Genomic DNA, 16,438 nt, shown 5'->3' with positions numbered 1-16,438 from the left:
CGACGGAAAGTGCCCCGTCAGATCCCGGTGTTGACGGCGTAGAAGGTGACGGCCGCGGCGGCTCCGACGTTGAGGGAGTCGACGCCGTGGGACATCGGGATGCGCACCCGGCGGGTGGCGGCGGCGAGGGCCTTCGGGGTGAGGCCGTCGCCCTCGGCGCCGAGCATGACGGCGGCCTTGGGGAGGGTGTGCGGGGCGGTGGCGTTGAGGTCGTCGGCGCCGGACGGGGTGAGGGCGAGCAGTTCGAAGCCGGCCTCGCGGACGGTGACCAGGGCGGCGGGCCAGGGGTCGAGACGGGCGTAGGGGACGGAGAAGACCGCGCCCATCGAGACCTTGACGGCCCGTCGGTAGAGCGGGTCGGCGCAGTCCGGGGAGAGCAGGACGGCGTCCATGCCGAGGGCGGCGGCGCTGCGGAAGATGGCGCCGATGTTGGTGTGGTCGACCAGGCCTTCCAGGACGGCCACCCGGCGGGCGCCGGTGAGGAGTTCGGCGGCCTCGGGGAGCGGCTTGCGTTCCATCGAGGCGAGCGCGCCGCGGTGCACGTGGTAGCCGGTGACCTCCTCGGCGAGCGCGGGCTCGACCACGTGGACGGGCGCCGGGGTCTCGGCGATCACGTCGGCCATCACGTCCAGCCACTTCGGGGTGAGCAGCATCGACCGCATCCGGAACCCGGCCGCAACCGCCCGGCGGATCACCTTCTCGCCCTCGGCGATGAAGAGGCCCTCCTCGGGCTCGCGCCGGCGGCGCAGTTCGACGTCGGTCAGGCCGGTGTAGTCGGCCAGGCGCGGGTCGGTCGGGTCGGTGATGGTGCTCGGTTCTGCCACCCGTCGATCTTGGCACAGGTGGGGAGGGGCGGCGTTCGGCGATCGGTGATGATGGGCGGATGGCCGTCGAACCGATCGAACCCCGCCCGTTGAACGCCGCGGAGCGGGCCGTACTGGAGCACCTGCTCGCGGCCGACTTCCCCGGCGCCCCGCAGCTGCGCGCCCGACTCGACCGGGTCGAGGTGGTGGCCGCCTGGTCCGCCGGGTCGGTCAGTGTCGACCTGCGGGTGCGCGGGGCGGCGGACTCCGGCCGGAGGTCGGTGCTGCTCCCGGTGGGCGCCGAGGTGTACGACGAGGCCGGCGAGTACATCGGTGAACTGCTGCTGTGGGCCGAGGGCGGGGAGCTCCTGTCCGCGCTGGAGTACGCCTGGGTGACGGATGAGATGCCGACCGTGCTGCCGGCCGTGGAGCGGCTCCGCCTCAGCGTCTGACGGCCGGGGACTGCGCCCATCGGGTGGCGGCGGACGGTGCGTCAGCCCTGCTTCCCGGCGGGAGGGGTGGGCGTGCCGAGACTGGGCGGGTCGGTACGTACCCGTCCAGAGAGTGGAGTCCGCCCGTGCGGCGATCGTCCGGGGTGGCCGTGGCGGCCGGGTTGCTGGTGCTCGGGACGGCTCCGCCGGTCGGGGCTGCGCTGCCGGTCGGGATGGCGCTGCCCGTCGGGGTGGCTCCGTCGGCCGGGGCGGCGCAGCCCCGGGCCGGTACGCCGTACACGGTGGCGGCCTGTGATCCGAACACCACGCTGCCCGGGGACCCGAGGAAGGTGGACGTGGACCCGGCCTGGTTCGAGGGCGGCCGGATGGTCGCGGTGATGAACAACCCGGGCGGGGTCAACCCCGGGCTGGCGGCCGATCCGCCCGCCGGGGCGGCGTTCGGCGGGACACCGCTGTGCGTGGTGGGCACGCTGACGGACGGGCTGCTTGAGCTGCCGGACGGAGCCGGCGGGACCCGGCTGTGCGTACGGCGGGCGGCGGCCGGTTCGGGGGAGGTGCGGGCGGAGGCGGCGGAACCGGTGACGGACCCTCAGTTCCTGGTCACCGCCTCGGCCCGGGAGGACTGCCAGGGCTTCCTGGACAGCCGGACCACGAGCCGCACCCTGGCTGCCTCGGACACCGCGAACTGGCGGCCCGTCACGGTGGCCGCCTCGCCGCAGGCGCCGGCTCCGGCGAGCCCGGTGGGGGCCGCGCCGGAGGCGCCCGTGTCGGTGCCGGTGCCGGTGCCGTCCGAGCGACCGTCCACGGCTCCGGAAGTCACGCCGCCCGTCCCGCCCGCCGACGCCTGGTCCCCGGAGGTCGGGGCCCCCGTCGCCGAGGGCAGCCTGCCGGAGACCGGGGCCGGGGACGCGCCCGTACTGCTCACCGTCGCCGGGGGTCTGTCCGTCCTGGGAGGGCTGCTGCTCGCCGGGGCCGGGCGGCGACGGCGCTGACGGACGGTCAGGCGGTGGTGCCGGTGCCGGTGGTGTTGCCGGTGGTGTTGCCGGTGCCGGTGTCGGCCAGGGCGGTGAGCAGCTCGTGCTCCCGGGCCGGGGTCAGGCCGGCGGCGAGGTCCGGGGCGTCGGTGCGGACCCAGTGGAGCAGGTCGGCGAGGACCTCGGTGCGGGGACGGTGGGTCATCCCGGTCGCGAGGGCGGCCGCGCCCGGGCGGGTGGAGTGGCTCTGCAGCTCGGGATCGGCCAGCCACATGGGGAGGGAGTCCGGGCCCATCCACTGGTTGACGCCCTGCTCCTGCAGCCAGGCGGAGGGGGCCGGGACGACGGGGCCGGTGTGGCCGCCGACGGTGCGGGAGAGCTCCACCCACTCGGCGAACGGGAGCACCGGGCCGACCGCGTCGAAGGTGCCGGTCGTGCCCTTCTGCGCGCAGTGGAGCAGCCAGGCGGCGAGGTCGCGGACGTCGATCGCCTGGGTGGGGAGGGCCGGGGTGTCGGGGACGAGGAGCGGTGCCTCGGGGTCGCGGGCGGCGCGGGCCACCCAGTACGGGGTACGGCCGCTGCGGTCGCCGGGGCCGCCGATCAGCCCGGCGCGGGCGATCAGCAGGCGGTCGCCGAGGGCCTTCGCGGAGGCCAGCTCGCAGGCCACCTTGGCTTCGCCGTACGTCTCGCGGGTGGCCTCGCGGCCCTCAATCGGCGGGAGCAGCGGGGTGGACTCGTCGGCGCCGAAGGGCGCCTCGGCGTACGCGCTCACCGAGGAGACGTAGCTCCAGTGCCGGGCCCGCGGTGCGAGGGCGTCCAGCGCGTCCCGGACGAACCCGGGCTGCCAGCTCACCTCCACCACGGCGTCCCAGTCACGCCCCGTCAGTTCCCGGTACGCACCGGGCTGCGAGCGGTCGGCGGCGACCAGCGCGGCACCCTCCGCCACCTGCCCGCTCTCGCCCCGGGCCAGACAGGTCACGCGGTGTCCTAGGGCGAGCGCCTGCCGTGAGACTTCCCGCCCGAGCCAGGCGGTCCCACCGAGTACGAGAAGATCCATGCCACCCACCCAAGCACTCCCCCGCTCCCCTCGCCAGGCCCTTCGCTGACGGCGGATCAGGAGGCAGAGGGATCAGTGCCCCAGTGAGGCACGGAAGAACAGCGATGCGAACCGTGGCGGGTGCGAGGAGGTCGGCATGGCCGACCACCGCGTCCCCGAGCGTCGCACCCAACTCCTCGCGTACGCGCAGAGCCTGACCCCGCCGGCGGGCTGGAAGATCGAGGTCTCGGGTGATGAGATCATCGTGACGGCCGGGCCGTCGGTGATCCACCAGCGGAACCTGCTGATCGTCCGGGAGCAGTTCGACGCCCACCGGCCCGTCGGCCTGATGCCGAGTGAGAACACCGATCTGGCATCGCCGAACGTCGGCAAGCTCCTCAATCCCGACCTGACCTACATCCCCGTCTCCGTGGTCGAGCTGGGCGGGAACGACGTCCCGGCCGAACTGGCGGCGATCGCGGTGGAGATCGTCTCACCGTCCAACCCCGAGAACGACCTGGTGGGCAAGGTCCGTGACTATCCCTTGATGGACATTCCGGTCTACCTGCTGATCGACCCGCTGGAAGGGGTGGTGACGCTGCACTCCGAGCCGGGAGCCGGGGCGTATCACCGGCGATGGAGCGGGAAGTTCGGCGACACGGTGCCGATCCCGGAGCCGTTCGCCTTCGACCTGGCCACCGACGGCCTGATCCGCTACCCGGCCTGAGAGCGGTACAGGAGGCGGGCGCCGGGGGCACAGGTCACGAGGACGCGGCCAGGGCACCCCGGAGGCAACGATCCTGCGGCGACCGGCCGTTGGGTCCGCAAGCGCTGGCCGGATGATCTTCTCTCCTGTCCACCCGCGACCGGCCCGCTGGGCGGCTTCTTCTCCCATCATGTCCTCCCCCGCCCGGCGGGGCAGTTGATGGCCGAGCTCTTCCCCGAGGGCCCCACCGGGTTCCATGACGGTGCGTCGGTTCCGCTCACCACCGGGCTCGCGCTGCTGCGGAACATGCTGGCGCCGGAGGGTCTCTGCTGCCGGCTGTCGGGCAGCGGCGGGTTCTTCGTGCACTGCGGCGAACAAGACGACCCCTACGTGGGCGGCGGCGGGCCACTGCCCACCGTCCTGCCGCCGGGCGTGTACGCGGAAGCGGTCGCCGGCTCGCCCTACCGGCCCGAGCTCGACGAACCGTCGGCCGAGCCACCCGCGGACGGTGCGTTCTGGGAGCGGCTCGGGGGCCTGGTCGCGGAGGCCGGGGCCGTCCTGACCGAGCCCACCGTGTCCGTCGACGAACGCGGCCCGGTTCGATAGCGCCTTTCGGTCCGGGCTGGGCGGATGTCGCCATGACCGAGCTGCGCAACCCGGACCTGACCTGCGTCCGGGTCTCCGTCGTCGAGCCGGGCAACCTGGTGGGCCCGGCGCGGTCAGGCGTGCCAGAGGGCGTCATGGCGGTGGCGCACCGGGGGGATGTCGGCGCCGTCGAGGGGGTGGCCGGCGCGGTGGAGGGCGCGGAGGCGTTGGGTGGCGAGGCGTGCGCGGAGGCGGCCTCGGCGTTCGGTCGTGGCAACCTGACGGCGAAGCCGCCCGTCCACGCGTCGAGTTGGACCCGCGCTGGCAGCGGAGCCGGTGCAGGGTCCGGGATCCCGACGGTCACGCCCCCGCCCGGCGAGGGGCGGGGGCGTGACGGGGGGTCAGGTCAGGAGTGGCCGAGGACGTTGACGACGTCGCCGATGACGATGACGGCCGGGGGCTTGATGCCCTCGGCCGTGACGGTGTCGGCGACGGTGGCCAGGGTGGCGTCGACGCGGCGCTGGGCGGCGGTGGTGCCCTCCTGGACGACGGCGACGGGGGTGGTGGCGGGGCGGCCGGCGGAGATGAGTTTGGCGGCGATGGCGCCGATCTTGTCGACGGCCATCAGGAGGACCAGGGTGCCGGTCATCCGGGCGGCTGCGTCCCAGTTGGTGAGGGAGCGCTCGTCGGGGCCGACGTGGCCGGAGATGACGGTGAACTCGTGGGTCATGCCGCGGTGGGTGACCGGGATGCCGACCGCCGCCGGGACGGAGATGGAGCTGGAGATGCCGGGGACCACGGTGACCGGGATGCCGGCTTCCACGCAGGCCAGCAGCTCCTCGCCGCCGCGCCCGAAGACGTACGGGTCGCCGCCCTTGAGGCGGACCACGAACTTGCCGGCCTTGGCGTGGTCGATCAGGGTCTGGTTGATCGCCTCCTGGGCCATGTAGCGGCCGTAGGGGATCTTGGAGGCGTCGATCACCTCGACGTGCGGCGGCAGTTCGGCGAGCAGCTCGCGCGGGGCGAGCCGGTCGGCCACCACCACGTCGGCGTCGGCCAGCAGGCGGCGGCCGCGCACGGTGATCAGGTCCGGATCGCCGGGGCCGCCGCCGACCAGGGCCACGCCCGCGCCGCGGGTGCGGAACTGACGGGCCGCCAGGGAGCCGTCCCGCAGGCCGTCCACGATGGCGTTGCGCAGCGCGGCGGAGTGGCGCGGGTCACCGGTGAGGACCGAGACGGTGGCTCCGGAGTCGCGACCGGAGGCCGGGGTCCAGGCGGTGGCGGCGGCGGCGTCGTCGCTGCGGGCGCAGAACACCCGCAGGCGCTCGGCCTCGGCGGAGACTGCGCTGTTCACGGCCGGGTCGTCGGTGGCGACCAGGGCGTACCAGGAGTCGGCGAGGTCTCCCTCGGCGTAGCCGCGCCGGTGCCAGGTGAGCTCGCCCGCGTCGGCCATCGCCTGGACGGCGGGGGTGGTGGAGGGCGATATCAGGTGCACGTCCGCCCCGGCGGCGAGCAGCGCCGGGAGGCGGCGCTGGGCGACCTGGCCGCCTCCGACCACGACGACGCGGCGGCCGGTGAGCAGCAGCCCGACGGGGTAGGGGGTGCGGCCCTCGGTGCTGGGGTGGGGGTTGGGCGCGGGGGTGGTCATCGGCGGTGCTCCTGGGGCTGTGGGAGAGGGTCTTACGTAGTACGGCAGCACTCCTCCGCACCGGCGCGCCCTCGGGCCGGTGCGGAGGAGTGCTGGTGGAACGTCAGTTCTTCTCGGTGACGCCGGCGGAGTCGAAGGTGGCTACATCGTGCATCGCGCGGGCCGCACTCTGCACCAGCGGGAGGGCCAGCAGGGCGCCGGTCCCCTCGCCGAGGCGCAGGTCGAGCTCGATCAGCGGGCGCAGTCCGAGCTTGTCCAGCGCGGCCTTGTGGCCGGGCTCGGCGGAGCGGTGGCCGGCGATGCAGGCGGCCAGCACCTCGGGGGCGATGGCCTTGGCGACCAGTGCGGCCGAACCGGCGATGACGCCGTCCAGGATCACCGGGGTGCGCAGCGAGGCGGCGCCGAGCAGGAAGCCGGCGATGGCCGCGTGCTCCAGACCGCCGACGGCGGCCAGTACGCCGATCGGGTCAGCCGGGTCGGGCTGGTGGAGGGCCAGCGCTGTCCGGATGACCTCGATCTTGCGGGCGTGGGTCTGGTCGTCGATGCCGGTGCCGCGCCCGGTCACCTCGGCCGGGTCGAGGCCGGCGAAGACGGCGATCAGGGCGGCCGAGGCGGTGGTGTTGGCGATGCCCATGTCGCCGGTGATCAGCACCTTGTTGCCGGCCGAGACCAGGTCGCGGGCGGTCTCGATGCCGACCTCGATCGCCTTGAGCGCCTCCTCCCGGCTCATCGCCGGGCCCTGGGTCATGTCGTCCGTGCCGGCCTTGACCTTGCGCGGGAGCAGGCCGGTGGTGCGGCCGTTCTGGACCGGGCCCGGCAGCTCGGAGGCCACGCCGACGTCGACCACGCAGACCTCGGCGCCGACCTGGGCGGCGAAGGCGTTGACCACCGCTCCCCCGGCCAGGAAGTTGGCCACCATCTGCGCGGTGACCTCCTGCGGCCAGGGGGTGACGCCCTGGGCGTGCACGCCGTGGTCACCGGCGAAGACCGCGACGCAGCCGGGCTCCGGGATCGGCGGCGGGCACTTGCGGGAGAGGCCGCTGAGCTGCGCGCCGATGATCTCCAGCACACCCAGCGAACCGGCCGGCTTGGTCATCCGCTTCTGCCGGTCCCAGGCCTCGCCGAGCGCCTTGGCGTCCAGCGGGCGGATGCCGCGCAGGGTCTCGGCCAGCAGGTCGGACGGCTCCTCGCCCGGCAGGGCCCGGTTGCCGTACTGCTCCTCGTGCACCACCCAGGAGAGCGGGCGCTTCTTGGCCCAGCCCTGCTGCTGGAGCTCGGGCTCGTCCGGGAAGGAGTCCACGTAGCCGACGCAGAGGTACGCGACGACGTCGAGGTGGTCCGGCAGGCCGAGCTCGCGGACCATCTCCTCCTCGTCGAAGAAGCTCACCCAGCCGACGCCCAGGCCCTCGGCGCGGGCGGCCAGCCAGAGGTTCTCGACGGCCAGGGCGGCCGAGTACGGGGCCATCTGCGGCTGGGTGTGGCGGCCCAGGGTGTGGCGGCCGCCACGGGTGCGGTCGGCGGTGACCACGATGTTCACCGGGGTGTCGAGGATGGCCTCGATCTTGATTTCCTTGAACTGCTTGGCCCGGGCCTTGGGCAGCGAGTCGGCGTACGCCTCGCGCTGACGCTCCGCCAGTTCGTGCATCTTGCGGCGGGTCTTGGCGGAGCGGATCACCACGAAGTCCCAGGGCTGCGAGTAGCCGACGCTGGGCGCGGTGTGGGCGGCCTCCAGGACCCGGATCAGCACCTCGTGCGGGATCGGGTCGGGACGGAAGCCGTTGCGGATGTCGCGGCGCTCCCGGATCACCTGGTGGACGGCCTCGCGGGCGGCCTCGTCGAAACCGGGGGCGGCGGGCGGACGCTCCTCCTCGGCGACGGCCTCGGCCTCGGCCTGCTCCGGGTCCTGGTGCTCGGGCTCGGTGGCGGCGGCCTCGGCGGACGGCTCCTCGGCGGGGGCGGCGGCCGGCTCGGGCTGAGCGGCCGTCAGCTCCGCGCCGTCCAGGGCCTGCTCGGGCACCTCGGGCAGCGCGACCGGCGCCGGCTCGGCGGGGGCGGGGACCGGCTCGGGGGTGGCGTCGCCCGGGACGGCGGCCTGGCCCGGCTGCGGCTCGGCCTCAACGGTCGGCAGACCGTTCGGGGCCGGGGCGGCCAGGAAGGCGGAGATCCGGCCGGGCTGACGGGCCGGGGCGGCGGCCTGCGCCGGGATGGCGACGGTCTCCGGCTGCTCGACGGCGAGCTCGGCCGCGGCGGGCTCTGCGGCCTCGACGGACGGGGCGTCAGCGGACGTGACCTCGGCCACGACCTCGACGTCGGCAGGGGCCTGCTCCGGCGGCGCGGTCGGCTCGCTGACGGTCTGTTCGGCCGGCTCGACGGTGGCGGGGACGGCCACGGCCACGGCCTCGGCCGGCTCTGCGGCGGACTGCTCGACCGGCTCCGTGACGGCCTCCGGGGCCGCCTCGGGCTGGGCGGCGGGGACGGCCACCGGCTCCACGAAGACCGGCTCCAGCGAGATCGGGACGGCCTCGGCCACCGGCTCCACAGCCGGCTGCTCGGACTGCTGCCCGGCCTCGACCGGGGCCTCCAGCGGCTCCACGGCCGCCACGGCCGCCTCGGCCGGAGCCTGCGGCAGCTGCTGGGTCTCGGCGGCGGGTGCCGCGGTCTCGACGGGCACGGTGACCGGAGCCTCGTTGGCCACGGTCTCCACGACGGCCGGCTCGGCCTCGAGCACCATGACGGACTCCACCGCCACCGACTGCACGGCCACCGGCTCGACCGCGAAGACCTCCGCAACGACCTCCACCGCGACGGGCTCGGCCGGCTCGACGGCCACCGGCTCCGTCGGGACGGGCTCGACCACCGGCGCGGGCCCGGGCTCGGGCCGGACCGGGGCGACGGGCTCCGGCTGGAGCTGCGCGGGCACCGGGACGGCCTGCACCTGCACCGCGGCGGCCTGCAGGGGCGGCGCCACGGGGGCGGCCGCCGGCACGATCGGTACGCCGTACGCGGGGGTGCCCCCGGACGGGCCGCGGTCGGCCAGCGAGCGGACCGGGACGTGACCGGTCATCAGGGACGGGTCCGGGATGGGCGGCCCGGCGTGCAGCGGGCGGCGCTGCGGCTGAGGGGCCGTCACCGGGGCAGTCTGCACAACCGGTTCTGCGGGCACCGGCGGCGCGGCGGCCGGGACGGTGTTCGCCAGCGCTTCCGGCACCACGCCGGGCGGGGTGAACTGGACCGCGCCGGGGCCGGCCACCGGGGCACCCGGGTAGGACGCGGCGGCGAGCGGGTCGGTGAGCGGATCGACGAACGGGACGGCGGCGGCGGGGTCGGCCGACGCCGGCGGGGCCAGCGGCGGCCAGGACGGCTCGACCGGGGTGCCGTGGGCGGGAGTGCCCTGGACCACCGGGGCGCCGTGAACCGGGTCGGCCTGGAGCGGGGTGCCGTGGGCCGGGGTCCCCTGGACGGGGGTGCCGTGGGCCGGGGTGCCGCCGAGCTCGTCGACCGGACGGAGCGTCACGGTGTCGACCAGCGGCGACCCGAGGCCGGGCGCGGCGGCGGTGACCGGAGCGACGACAGGGGCCGGGACCGGAGCCTGGACCGGGGTCTCGCCGACCATCACGGTCTCGACCGCGCCGTGCACCGGGACGTCGCCCCAGGAGGCCTGCGGGCCGGGCATCAGCAGCAGGTCCTCCTCCTCGTCGTCGAGGAAGGTGTACGCGGCGTGCCGGGCCGGGGCCTGCCCCGGCAGCGGGACGCCCTCCGGGCGGCCGAGCGGGTCGGCGCCGCCGAGCAGGTGCTCGGGCAGGCCCTCGCTGGGAACGTGGCCGCCATCGGTCATGTCAAAGCTCCTTCCGGGCGCTGCCGCACCCTTGGCGCGACGGTCGCCGACCACCGCGCCCAACTCCGCTCGGGGCGGGCCGTGCTCCCGCCCGTCCATCCGTTCGTCCAGCTGCCCGGCGTCCGCCGTGCCGTGCTTCCGGACCGGGCGCCTCCCGTGGGAGGGGTGGCGCACCATCAGAAACAACGACAGCTCGGGACAACCGGCACGACCGCACCGGGCCCAACGGCATTCTTCCGGCCCGACCCGCGCCGCGTCGAATGTCCACGGCCCCTCCGGGCTGTAAGTTCCGCCACGTCAGAAAGGTGGCAAACAGGCCGAACTGGACACGAACCGACGACCGCCGCGCAGGCGGGAGGCTTCACCCTACCGGCCTGTCCCGAACGGATACCGAATCCCTGTCCGAATCCTGATCACACCACCGCAGTTTGGCCGACGGCCGTTGACGGAGCCCCGACAGCCGCAGGTCCGGGGCCCGGACGGTCCGTCAGGCGGCCAGCTCTCCCCAGAGCACCAGGCTCTGCTGCCCCGCGCCGAGGGTCAGCCCGGGGCCGCCGCCCGCCGCCGGGGCCAGCGGCGCGGCCTGGAGCAGCGCGCCGTCCGCGCGGTAGCCGGCGGCGGTGATCGCGGCCCGGACCGCCTCCGCCTCGGCCAGCGTGTGGGCGATCGCGACCAGCCGCTCCGGCCGCCGCGCGAGCACCGCGCCGACCACCTCGGCGCCGCCCGCCTCCACCACCACGGCGTCCGGTTCGGGCAGGCCGCCGAGCACCTCGGGGCCGACGCCGTGCACCACTTCGACCTCCACGCCGTAGCGGCGGGCGTTCACGGTGATCTGGGCGCAGGCCGAGCGGGAGGCCTCCACCGCGACCACCGCCGCGCCGAAGCGTCCGATCTCCACCGCCAGCGCCCCGCTACCCGCGCCGACCGCCCAGACCAGCTCGCCCGGCACCGGACCGAGCCGGGCCAGCGCCAGCGCGCGGACGTGTGGCGGCAGCGCTGCCCCGGCGCCGCCCGCCGTTCCGGCGAGTTGCTCCGCGCCCGCGTACGCCCGGCCGTCCAGGGCCCAGCCCCGGTCCGGGCCGGGGAAGCCGAGGGGCCGTCCGGCCAGCCAGCCGGAGGTCTCGCCGGGGGCGTGGTTGGGCCCGGCGCCGCCGATCACCAGGACCACGGCCGGATCGCGCCAGTCATGGTCCGGCACCCGCTCGGAGGTGAGGACGGTGACGTCCTCCTCCGGGGTGCCGAGCGCCTCGCAGACCACGAAGGTCCGGTGCACCCCGCGGAGCATCAGGGCGAGTTCGCTGGGCCCGGCGCCCGCAGTGGTGAGGACGGCGACCTTGGGGTGGGCGCGGCAGACGTTGGCCGCCCGGCGCAGCCGCCCGCCGTGGGCGCTGACCACCTGGGCGTCCTCCCAGGGCATCCCGGCCCGGGCGAAGGCGGCGGCCACCGAGGAGACGGCGGGCAGCACCTCGAGTTCGAGTCCGTACTCGGGGCGGCGCAGTTCGCGCACCACCCCGAAGAAGCCGGGGTCGCCTTCGGCCACCACCACGGCCGCGCCCCGGTGGGCGGCGATCCGGCGGGCCGCCTGCTGGACGCTGCCGAGGGCCAGCCGCTCGGCACCGGCCGGCACCGGCAGCGCGGACAACTGGTACGGGGCTCCCGCCACCAGGGTCGCGCCCGCGAGCGCCGAGGCGGCCGCCTCGGTCAGCGGAGTACCGTCCCACCCGATGACCGTGATCCGGTCCGCCATCTACCGCTGCTCTCCTTCGGCTCCGTGACGGTCCGTCCGCCCGCGCGGTCCGAGGCTACCCGGTGCGACCGGCACGGCGCGGGAAAGCCGGGCGGGAAACTCGCACAGCAGTGCGCCGGATTCCGATGATCCGTCAGCGGTGCCCGGCGCGAGTTGTCAGACAGGCCCCATATCCTCGGGGAGCAGGCTCCACAGGATCAGGTCGCTGCGGCTCTCCTCGGCGGTGCCGTCCCCCTCACCGCCGCGGACTATCCAGGCGCTGCGCAGCACTCCCTCGCTGATGCAGCCGATCTTCTGGGCGACCTGCTGGCCGGCGGTGTTCCCGGCCGCGGTGCGCAGCTCCAGGCGGAGGAAGCCGCGGTCCTCGAAGAGCCACTGGGCCACCCCGTTGACCGCCTCGGGCGCGTAGCCCTCGCCCCGGGCCCAGGAGGCGGTGACGAAGACGACCTCGGTGGAGAGCAGCCGCCAGTCGGTGGAGCGGAGTTCGACCACGCCGACCATCCGCCGGGTGAGGTGCTCGGTGACCGCGAAAACGATTCCGCGCCCCTCGATGCGCCGGGCGGGCGCGAACATCCGGATCCACTCCCGCGCGTGCTCCTCGGTGAAGGGCTGCAGGACGTCGGTCCAGGCGTGCACCAGCTCGTCGTCCATCATCGCGACCAGACCGGGGACGTCCTCGCCCGCGAGGGGTCGCAGCAGCAGCCGCTCGGTGCTGATCGCGGTCTCGGGGAAGCTCGCAGGCATGCCGTCTCTCTCCTCGCCGGGTCGTGGACACACGGTACGCCCCGCCCTGCCCGGGCCGTGACACGGTACCTGGTGGAACGCCGACGGCACCCCCACCACGCGGGCGGGGGTGCCGTTCTGAGCGGCCGTCAGCGGCCGGGCCCGGCGGTTCAGAAGGCCGGGACGACCGAGCCCTTGAAGGTCTCGTCGATGTACTGCTTGACCTTGTCGGAGTGGAGCAGCTCGGCGAGCTTCTTCACCCGCGGGTCGTTCTCCTTGCCCTTCTTGACGGCCAGGATGTTGGCGTACGGGTTGCCCGCGGCCTTCTCCAGCAGGATCGCGTCGGAGGAGGGCTTGAGGCCGGCCTCGATCGCGTAGTTGCCGTTGATCACGGCGGCGTCCAGGTCGGGCAGCGAGCGGGGCAGCTGGGCGGCCTCCAGCTCCTTCCACTTCAGGTGCTTCGGGTTGCCCGTGACGTCGGCCGGGGTGGCGGCGGTGCCGGCGCCCGCCTTGAGGGTGATGACGTTGTTGTCGGCGAGCAGCTTGAGCGCCCGGCCCTCGTTGGTGGTGTCGTTGGGCAGGCCCACGGTGGCGCCGTCGGCCAGGTCGGCGGCCGACTTCACCTTCTTGGAGTACAGGCCGAGGGGCTCCAGGTGCACCGTCTCGACGGAGACGATGTCGGTGCCCTTCTTCTTGTTGAAGTCCTCCAGGTACGGCACGTGCTGGAAGTAGTTGGCGTCCGCCGAGCCGTCCTGGACGGAGGTGTTCGGGGTCACGTAGTCGGTGACCACCTTGACGTCGAGCTTGAGCCCGGCCGCGTCGGCCAGGTTCTTCTTGACGAAGTCCAGGATCTGGGCGTGCGGGGTCGGGCTGGCGACGACGACCAGCGGCGCGTCCGGGCCGGAGCCCGAGGACGAGGAGTCGCTGCCGCAGGCGGTCAGGGACAGGGCGAGCCCGGCGGTGGCGAGGATGCTGACGGACTTCAGGACGTTACGCACGAAAAGTGCCTTTCTCCATGGGTGGTGCGGGTGGGACGGGGTGTGGTCAGTGCGGGAGGACGAGTTCTTCGTCCTTCTCCGAGGTGGTGGTGCGGGAGCGCAGCAGCCGGGTGGTGCCGCCGGAGGAGCCGCGGTTGGTCAGCCGACGGACGATCAGGTCACCGGCGAGCTGGATGACGGTCACGATGACGGCCAGCTCGGCGACGATGACCCACATGAAGCCGGTCTCGAAGCGCAGGTAGCCGTAGTTGATGGCGAGGAAGCCGAGGCCGCCGCCGCCGACCGTGCCGGCCATCGCGGAGAAGCCGATCAGCGCGATGACCGTGGTGACCACGGAGGAGACCAGTGAGGGCAGCGACTCGGGGAGCAGCACCTTGCGGACGGTGGTCCAGGTGCCGCCGCCCATCGCGTGGGACGCCTCCAGCAGTCCGCCGTCGACCTCGCGGACGGAGGTCTCCACCAGCCGGGCGAAGAAGGGGATGGCACCGACCGTCAGCGGCACGGTGGCCGCCTCCCAGCCGATGGTGGTCCCGGCGATGGCCCGGGTGAAGGTCTGCAGCGCGACCATGATGATGATGAACGGCATCGAGCGGCCGAGGTTGACGACGGCTCCGGTCACCCGGTTCACCGGGGCGTTCTGCAGCGAGCCGCCCTTGTCGGTGAGCACCAGCAGCAGACCGAGCGGCAGCCCGAGCAGCACGGTGATGACGGTGGAGACGCCGACCATCTGGAAGGTCTCCCAGGTGGCGGGCCACATCAGCTCCTGCATCTGGTCCCAGGTCATGCCGCGGCTCCGTCCGTCTGCTCCAGCACGTCCACCTGCAGGCCCTGCTCGCGCAGGAAGCCGATCGGCACCACGTTGTCCTGGTGGCCGCCGGGCAGTTCGACCCGCATCCGGCCGACCATCCGGCCGGAGACGGTCTCGACCGCGGCGCCCAGGATGTTGATGTCGATCTGGTAGGTCCGGGCCAGCTGGGAGACGAACGGCCGGGCCGAGCTGTCGCCCTGGAAGGTGATCTCCAGCACGGTGTTGCCGGGGTGCCCCTGGCCGAACTCGCCGAGCGGGAACAGCTCGCGGGCCACCTCGGACCCCTCGGTGGCGAGCAGCTCGGTGAGCTTCCCGGACTCCACCACCCGGCCGCCGCGCATCAGGGCGGCGGAGTCGCAGACGGACTTGATGACGTCCATCTCGTGGGTGATCAGCAGCACGGTGAGGCCGAGCTGCCGGTTGAGGTCGCGCAGCAGGGCCAGGATCGAGCGGGTGGTCTCCGGGTCGAGCGCCGAGGTGGCCTCGTCGGAGAGCAGCACCTTGGGGTCTCCGGCCAGCGCGCGGGCGATGCCCACCCGCTGCTTCTGTCCGCCGGAGAGCTGGCCCGGGTAGTTGCGGGCCTTGTCGGCGAGGCCGACCAGCTCCAGCAGCTCGGCCGCCTTGCGGCGGCGCTGGGTGCGGTCCAGGCCGATGATCTCCAGCGGGAGTTCGACGTTCTCCTGCACGGTGCGGGAGGAGAGCAGGTTGAAGTGCTGGAAGACCATGCCGATCTTCTGCCGGGCGGCGCGCAGCTCGCGGCCGGCCCGGTGCTCGGTGCCGGGCAGCGCGGTCAGGTCCACGCCGTCCACGGTGACCGTGCCCGAGCTGGGGCGCTCCAGCATGTTGACGCAGCGGATCAGGGTGGACTTCCCGGCGCCGCTGGTGCCGACGACCCCGTACACCTCGCCCTCGCGGACGTGCAGGTCGACTCCGGCGAGCGCGGTGGTCTCGCGGCCCCGGCTTCGGTAGACCTTGGTCAGGCCCTTGGTGGTGATCACGGCTGCTTCCGTTGTTCGGGGGCGGACGAGGGCGTGCGGGAGCACACCTCTGAGGGTGGGTCAGGTCCGGCCATGCTTCGATCGTGGCCGCTGTGCGGCGGAGGCGCGCGTGGGCGTGACCCTTACGTGTCAGGGCTCGCGGCGCGGGAGAAGAGGGAGTTGAGAGACCCTCAGATGCGACACATTCGACAGCGACACATGCAGCTCTCACCCGTCGGCATGGTGCCGATGGCGGTGCGCGTCGTCGTCGTGGTCATGGGTGAAAGTAAATCAGACATATGGACACGGTCCCAATTATCAGGACCTGATGTCCGAACTTCGGACACGACACTGTCACCTCAAGGGTGACGGCGCCCCGACCGATGGTTCGGTCGGAGCGCCGTGGGTGTAGCGCGAGGTGGTTCAGGCCGCGACGGCGACCGGCGGGTGCTTCTCCAGGGTGACCACGCTCAGCCGGCCGGAGACCTCGCGGACGGTGGTCTGCCGGTAGCCGTGGCGGGCGTAGAGGCGGAGGTTGCCGAGGCTGCGGTGGCCGGTGAAGAGCTGGTACGCCCCGACCTCGTGCTCCTCGCCGAGGCGGCGCTCGACCGCCTCCAGCAGCCGGCCGCCCAGGCCGTGCCGCTGCATGCGGGGGTGCACGACCAGACGGCCGATGTGTGCGGTGCCGTCCTCGTCCACCGAGCCGCGGACGGTGCCGACGATCTCGTCGCCGAGCCGGGCGACGAGCACGTGGCGCTCCGTCAGTTCGGCGCGCAGACTCTCCAGGGTCTGGGTCAGCGGTTCGATCGCCCAGTCTCCGTACAGTTCGGCCTCGGACTGGTAGCCGAGGTACTGGAGCTTGAGGATCTGCTCCGCGTCCTCGACGCTCGCCACCGAGATGTTCACGCTCATGCCCATGTGCGGGGGCCTCCCCATCAGTTGGTTCCGGTGCGCGCGGTGAGGGTCCCGCACCGGTCGCCCTGCCGAAGGTCTCCCGGCCGGGGATCCGCCCAGGCCGGGGGTCGCGCAGACGCGTCCCGGCTGTCCTCCGGAACCCGGCTCTGCGCGCACGCCCAGTATCGGGCCGGGTGAGGAGGCGTCAAGGACGCGTTCGCCACCGCTCTACCCACCGGCCCGCCTGCGGCA

General features: G+C 74.0%; 14 protein-coding genes. 4 read left to right on the top strand and 10 right to left on the bottom strand.

All coding sequences use genetic code 11. From position 1 onward, the window contains the following. Nucleotides 1-17: 17 nt before the first annotated feature. Nucleotides 18-824 carry a TrmH family RNA methyltransferase gene (locus ACZ6ZR_RS17285; protein WP_465643108.1) on the bottom strand — a complete coding sequence of 269 codons (807 nt, stop codon included), beginning with the start codon at nucleotides 822-824 and terminating at the stop codon, nucleotides 18-20. Nucleotides 825-883: 59 nt separating this feature from the next. Here ACZ6ZR_RS17285 and ACZ6ZR_RS17280 point away from each other — a divergent pair, with 59 nt between their 5' ends. Together ACZ6ZR_RS17280 and ACZ6ZR_RS17275 are read left to right on the top strand one after the other, a co-directional pair. After that, complete coding sequence (locus tag ACZ6ZR_RS17280) at nucleotides 884-1,255, top strand: hypothetical protein (protein ID WP_465643106.1); 372 nt, start codon at nucleotides 884-886, stop codon at nucleotides 1,253-1,255. A gap of 125 nt (nucleotides 1,256-1,380) precedes the next feature. Beyond that, nucleotides 1,381-2,247 carry an LPXTG cell wall anchor domain-containing protein gene (locus tag ACZ6ZR_RS17275; RefSeq protein WP_465643104.1) on the top strand — a complete coding sequence of 289 codons (867 nt, stop codon included), beginning with the start codon at nucleotides 1,381-1,383 and terminating at the stop codon, nucleotides 2,245-2,247. A 7-nt stretch (nucleotides 2,248-2,254) separates the two neighbouring features. Here ACZ6ZR_RS17275 and ACZ6ZR_RS17270 read toward each other — a convergent pair whose 3' ends face one another. Further along, nucleotides 2,255-3,286, bottom strand: coding sequence for a Rossmann-fold NAD(P)-binding domain-containing protein (locus ACZ6ZR_RS17270; protein ID WP_465643103.1), 1,032 nt, complete (start codon nucleotides 3,284-3,286; stop codon nucleotides 2,255-2,257). Between the two features lie 136 nt (nucleotides 3,287-3,422). On the opposite strand from ACZ6ZR_RS17270, the gene ACZ6ZR_RS17265 reads away from it, so the two are divergent. After that, complete coding sequence (locus ACZ6ZR_RS17265) at nucleotides 3,423-3,992, top strand: Uma2 family endonuclease (RefSeq protein ID WP_465643102.1); 570 nt, start codon at nucleotides 3,423-3,425, stop codon at nucleotides 3,990-3,992. A 198-nt stretch (nucleotides 3,993-4,190) separates the two neighbouring features. Then, nucleotides 4,191-4,577, top strand: a complete 387-nt coding sequence (locus ACZ6ZR_RS17260; protein WP_465643101.1) for a hypothetical protein — start codon at nucleotides 4,191-4,193, stop codon at nucleotides 4,575-4,577. A gap of 385 nt (nucleotides 4,578-4,962) precedes the next feature. On the opposite strand, the gene cobA is transcribed toward ACZ6ZR_RS17260, so the two are convergent. The 8 genes from cobA to ACZ6ZR_RS17220 form a co-directional block, all read right to left on the bottom strand. After that, complete coding sequence (gene cobA / locus ACZ6ZR_RS17255; protein ID WP_465643100.1) at nucleotides 4,963-6,204, bottom strand: uroporphyrinogen-III C-methyltransferase; 1,242 nt, start codon at nucleotides 6,202-6,204, stop codon at nucleotides 4,963-4,965. Between the two features lie 103 nt (nucleotides 6,205-6,307). Continuing rightward, the gene (gene cobT / locus ACZ6ZR_RS17250) at nucleotides 6,308-10,039 is read right to left on the bottom strand and encodes a nicotinate-nucleotide--dimethylbenzimidazole phosphoribosyltransferase (RefSeq protein WP_465643099.1); all 3,732 of its coding nucleotides are present in this window, start codon (nucleotides 10,037-10,039) and stop codon (nucleotides 6,308-6,310) included. A gap of 487 nt (nucleotides 10,040-10,526) precedes the next feature. Further along, a complete protein-coding gene (gene cbiE / locus ACZ6ZR_RS17245; protein ID WP_465643098.1) occupies nucleotides 10,527-11,786 on the bottom strand; it encodes a precorrin-6y C5,15-methyltransferase (decarboxylating) subunit CbiE in 1,260 nt (419 codons plus the stop codon). 156 nt (nucleotides 11,787-11,942) lie between these two features. Beyond that, the gene (locus ACZ6ZR_RS17240; protein WP_465643096.1) at nucleotides 11,943-12,530 is read right to left on the bottom strand and encodes a GNAT family N-acetyltransferase; all 588 of its coding nucleotides are present in this window, start codon (nucleotides 12,528-12,530) and stop codon (nucleotides 11,943-11,945) included. Nucleotides 12,531-12,679: 149 nt separating this feature from the next. Next, nucleotides 12,680-13,507 carry a MetQ/NlpA family ABC transporter substrate-binding protein gene (locus ACZ6ZR_RS17235; RefSeq protein ID WP_465643094.1) on the bottom strand — a complete coding sequence of 276 codons (828 nt, stop codon included), beginning with the start codon at nucleotides 13,505-13,507 and terminating at the stop codon, nucleotides 12,680-12,682. A gap of 46 nt (nucleotides 13,508-13,553) precedes the next feature. Next, nucleotides 13,554-14,291: a methionine ABC transporter permease gene (locus ACZ6ZR_RS17230; RefSeq protein WP_465643092.1), complete on the bottom strand. Its 738-nt coding sequence runs from the start codon at nucleotides 14,289-14,291 to the stop codon at nucleotides 13,554-13,556. Further along, on the bottom strand, nucleotides 14,288-15,313 hold the full coding sequence (locus ACZ6ZR_RS17225) for a methionine ABC transporter ATP-binding protein (protein ID WP_465643090.1): 1,026 nt from the start codon (nucleotides 15,311-15,313) through the stop codon (nucleotides 14,288-14,290). Before ACZ6ZR_RS17225 ends, ACZ6ZR_RS17230 begins: the two co-directional genes overlap by 4 nt. A gap of 402 nt (nucleotides 15,314-15,715) precedes the next feature. Beyond that, the gene (locus ACZ6ZR_RS17220) at nucleotides 15,716-16,210 is read right to left on the bottom strand and encodes a GNAT family N-acetyltransferase (protein WP_465643088.1); all 495 of its coding nucleotides are present in this window, start codon (nucleotides 16,208-16,210) and stop codon (nucleotides 15,716-15,718) included. Between the last annotated feature and the right edge of the window lie 228 nt (nucleotides 16,211-16,438).

Source organism: Kitasatospora sp. NPDC088742 (assembly GCF_055584905.1).
Note: the sequence above shows the minus strand (reverse complement) of the source record. Positions and strands in the feature narration are given on the sequence as shown.

Coding starts and splice junctions, on each gene's coding strand:
- cbiE (WP_465643098.1), bottom strand. CDS start 11,786: ATGGCGGACCGGATCACGGTCATCGGGTGGGACGGTACTCCGCTGACC.
- ACZ6ZR_RS17280 (WP_465643106.1), top strand. CDS start 884: ATGGCCGTCGAACCGATCGAACCCCGCCCGTTGAACGCCGCGGAGCGG.
- ACZ6ZR_RS17220 (WP_465643088.1), bottom strand. CDS start 16,210: ATGGGCATGAGCGTGAACATCTCGGTGGCGAGCGTCGAGGACGCGGAG.
- ACZ6ZR_RS17270 (WP_465643103.1), bottom strand. CDS start 3,286: ATGGATCTTCTCGTACTCGGTGGGACCGCCTGGCTCGGGCGGGAAGTC.
- cobA (WP_465643100.1), bottom strand. CDS start 6,204: ATGACCACCCCCGCGCCCAACCCCCACCCCAGCACCGAGGGCCGCACC.
- ACZ6ZR_RS17260 (WP_465643101.1), top strand. CDS start 4,191: ATGGCCGAGCTCTTCCCCGAGGGCCCCACCGGGTTCCATGACGGTGCG.
- ACZ6ZR_RS17240 (WP_465643096.1), bottom strand. CDS start 12,530: ATGCCTGCGAGCTTCCCCGAGACCGCGATCAGCACCGAGCGGCTGCTG.
- ACZ6ZR_RS17265 (WP_465643102.1), top strand. CDS start 3,423: ATGGCCGACCACCGCGTCCCCGAGCGTCGCACCCAACTCCTCGCGTAC.
- ACZ6ZR_RS17230 (WP_465643092.1), bottom strand. CDS start 14,291: ATGACCTGGGACCAGATGCAGGAGCTGATGTGGCCCGCCACCTGGGAG.
- cobT (WP_465643099.1), bottom strand. CDS start 10,039: ATGACCGATGGCGGCCACGTTCCCAGCGAGGGCCTGCCCGAGCACCTG.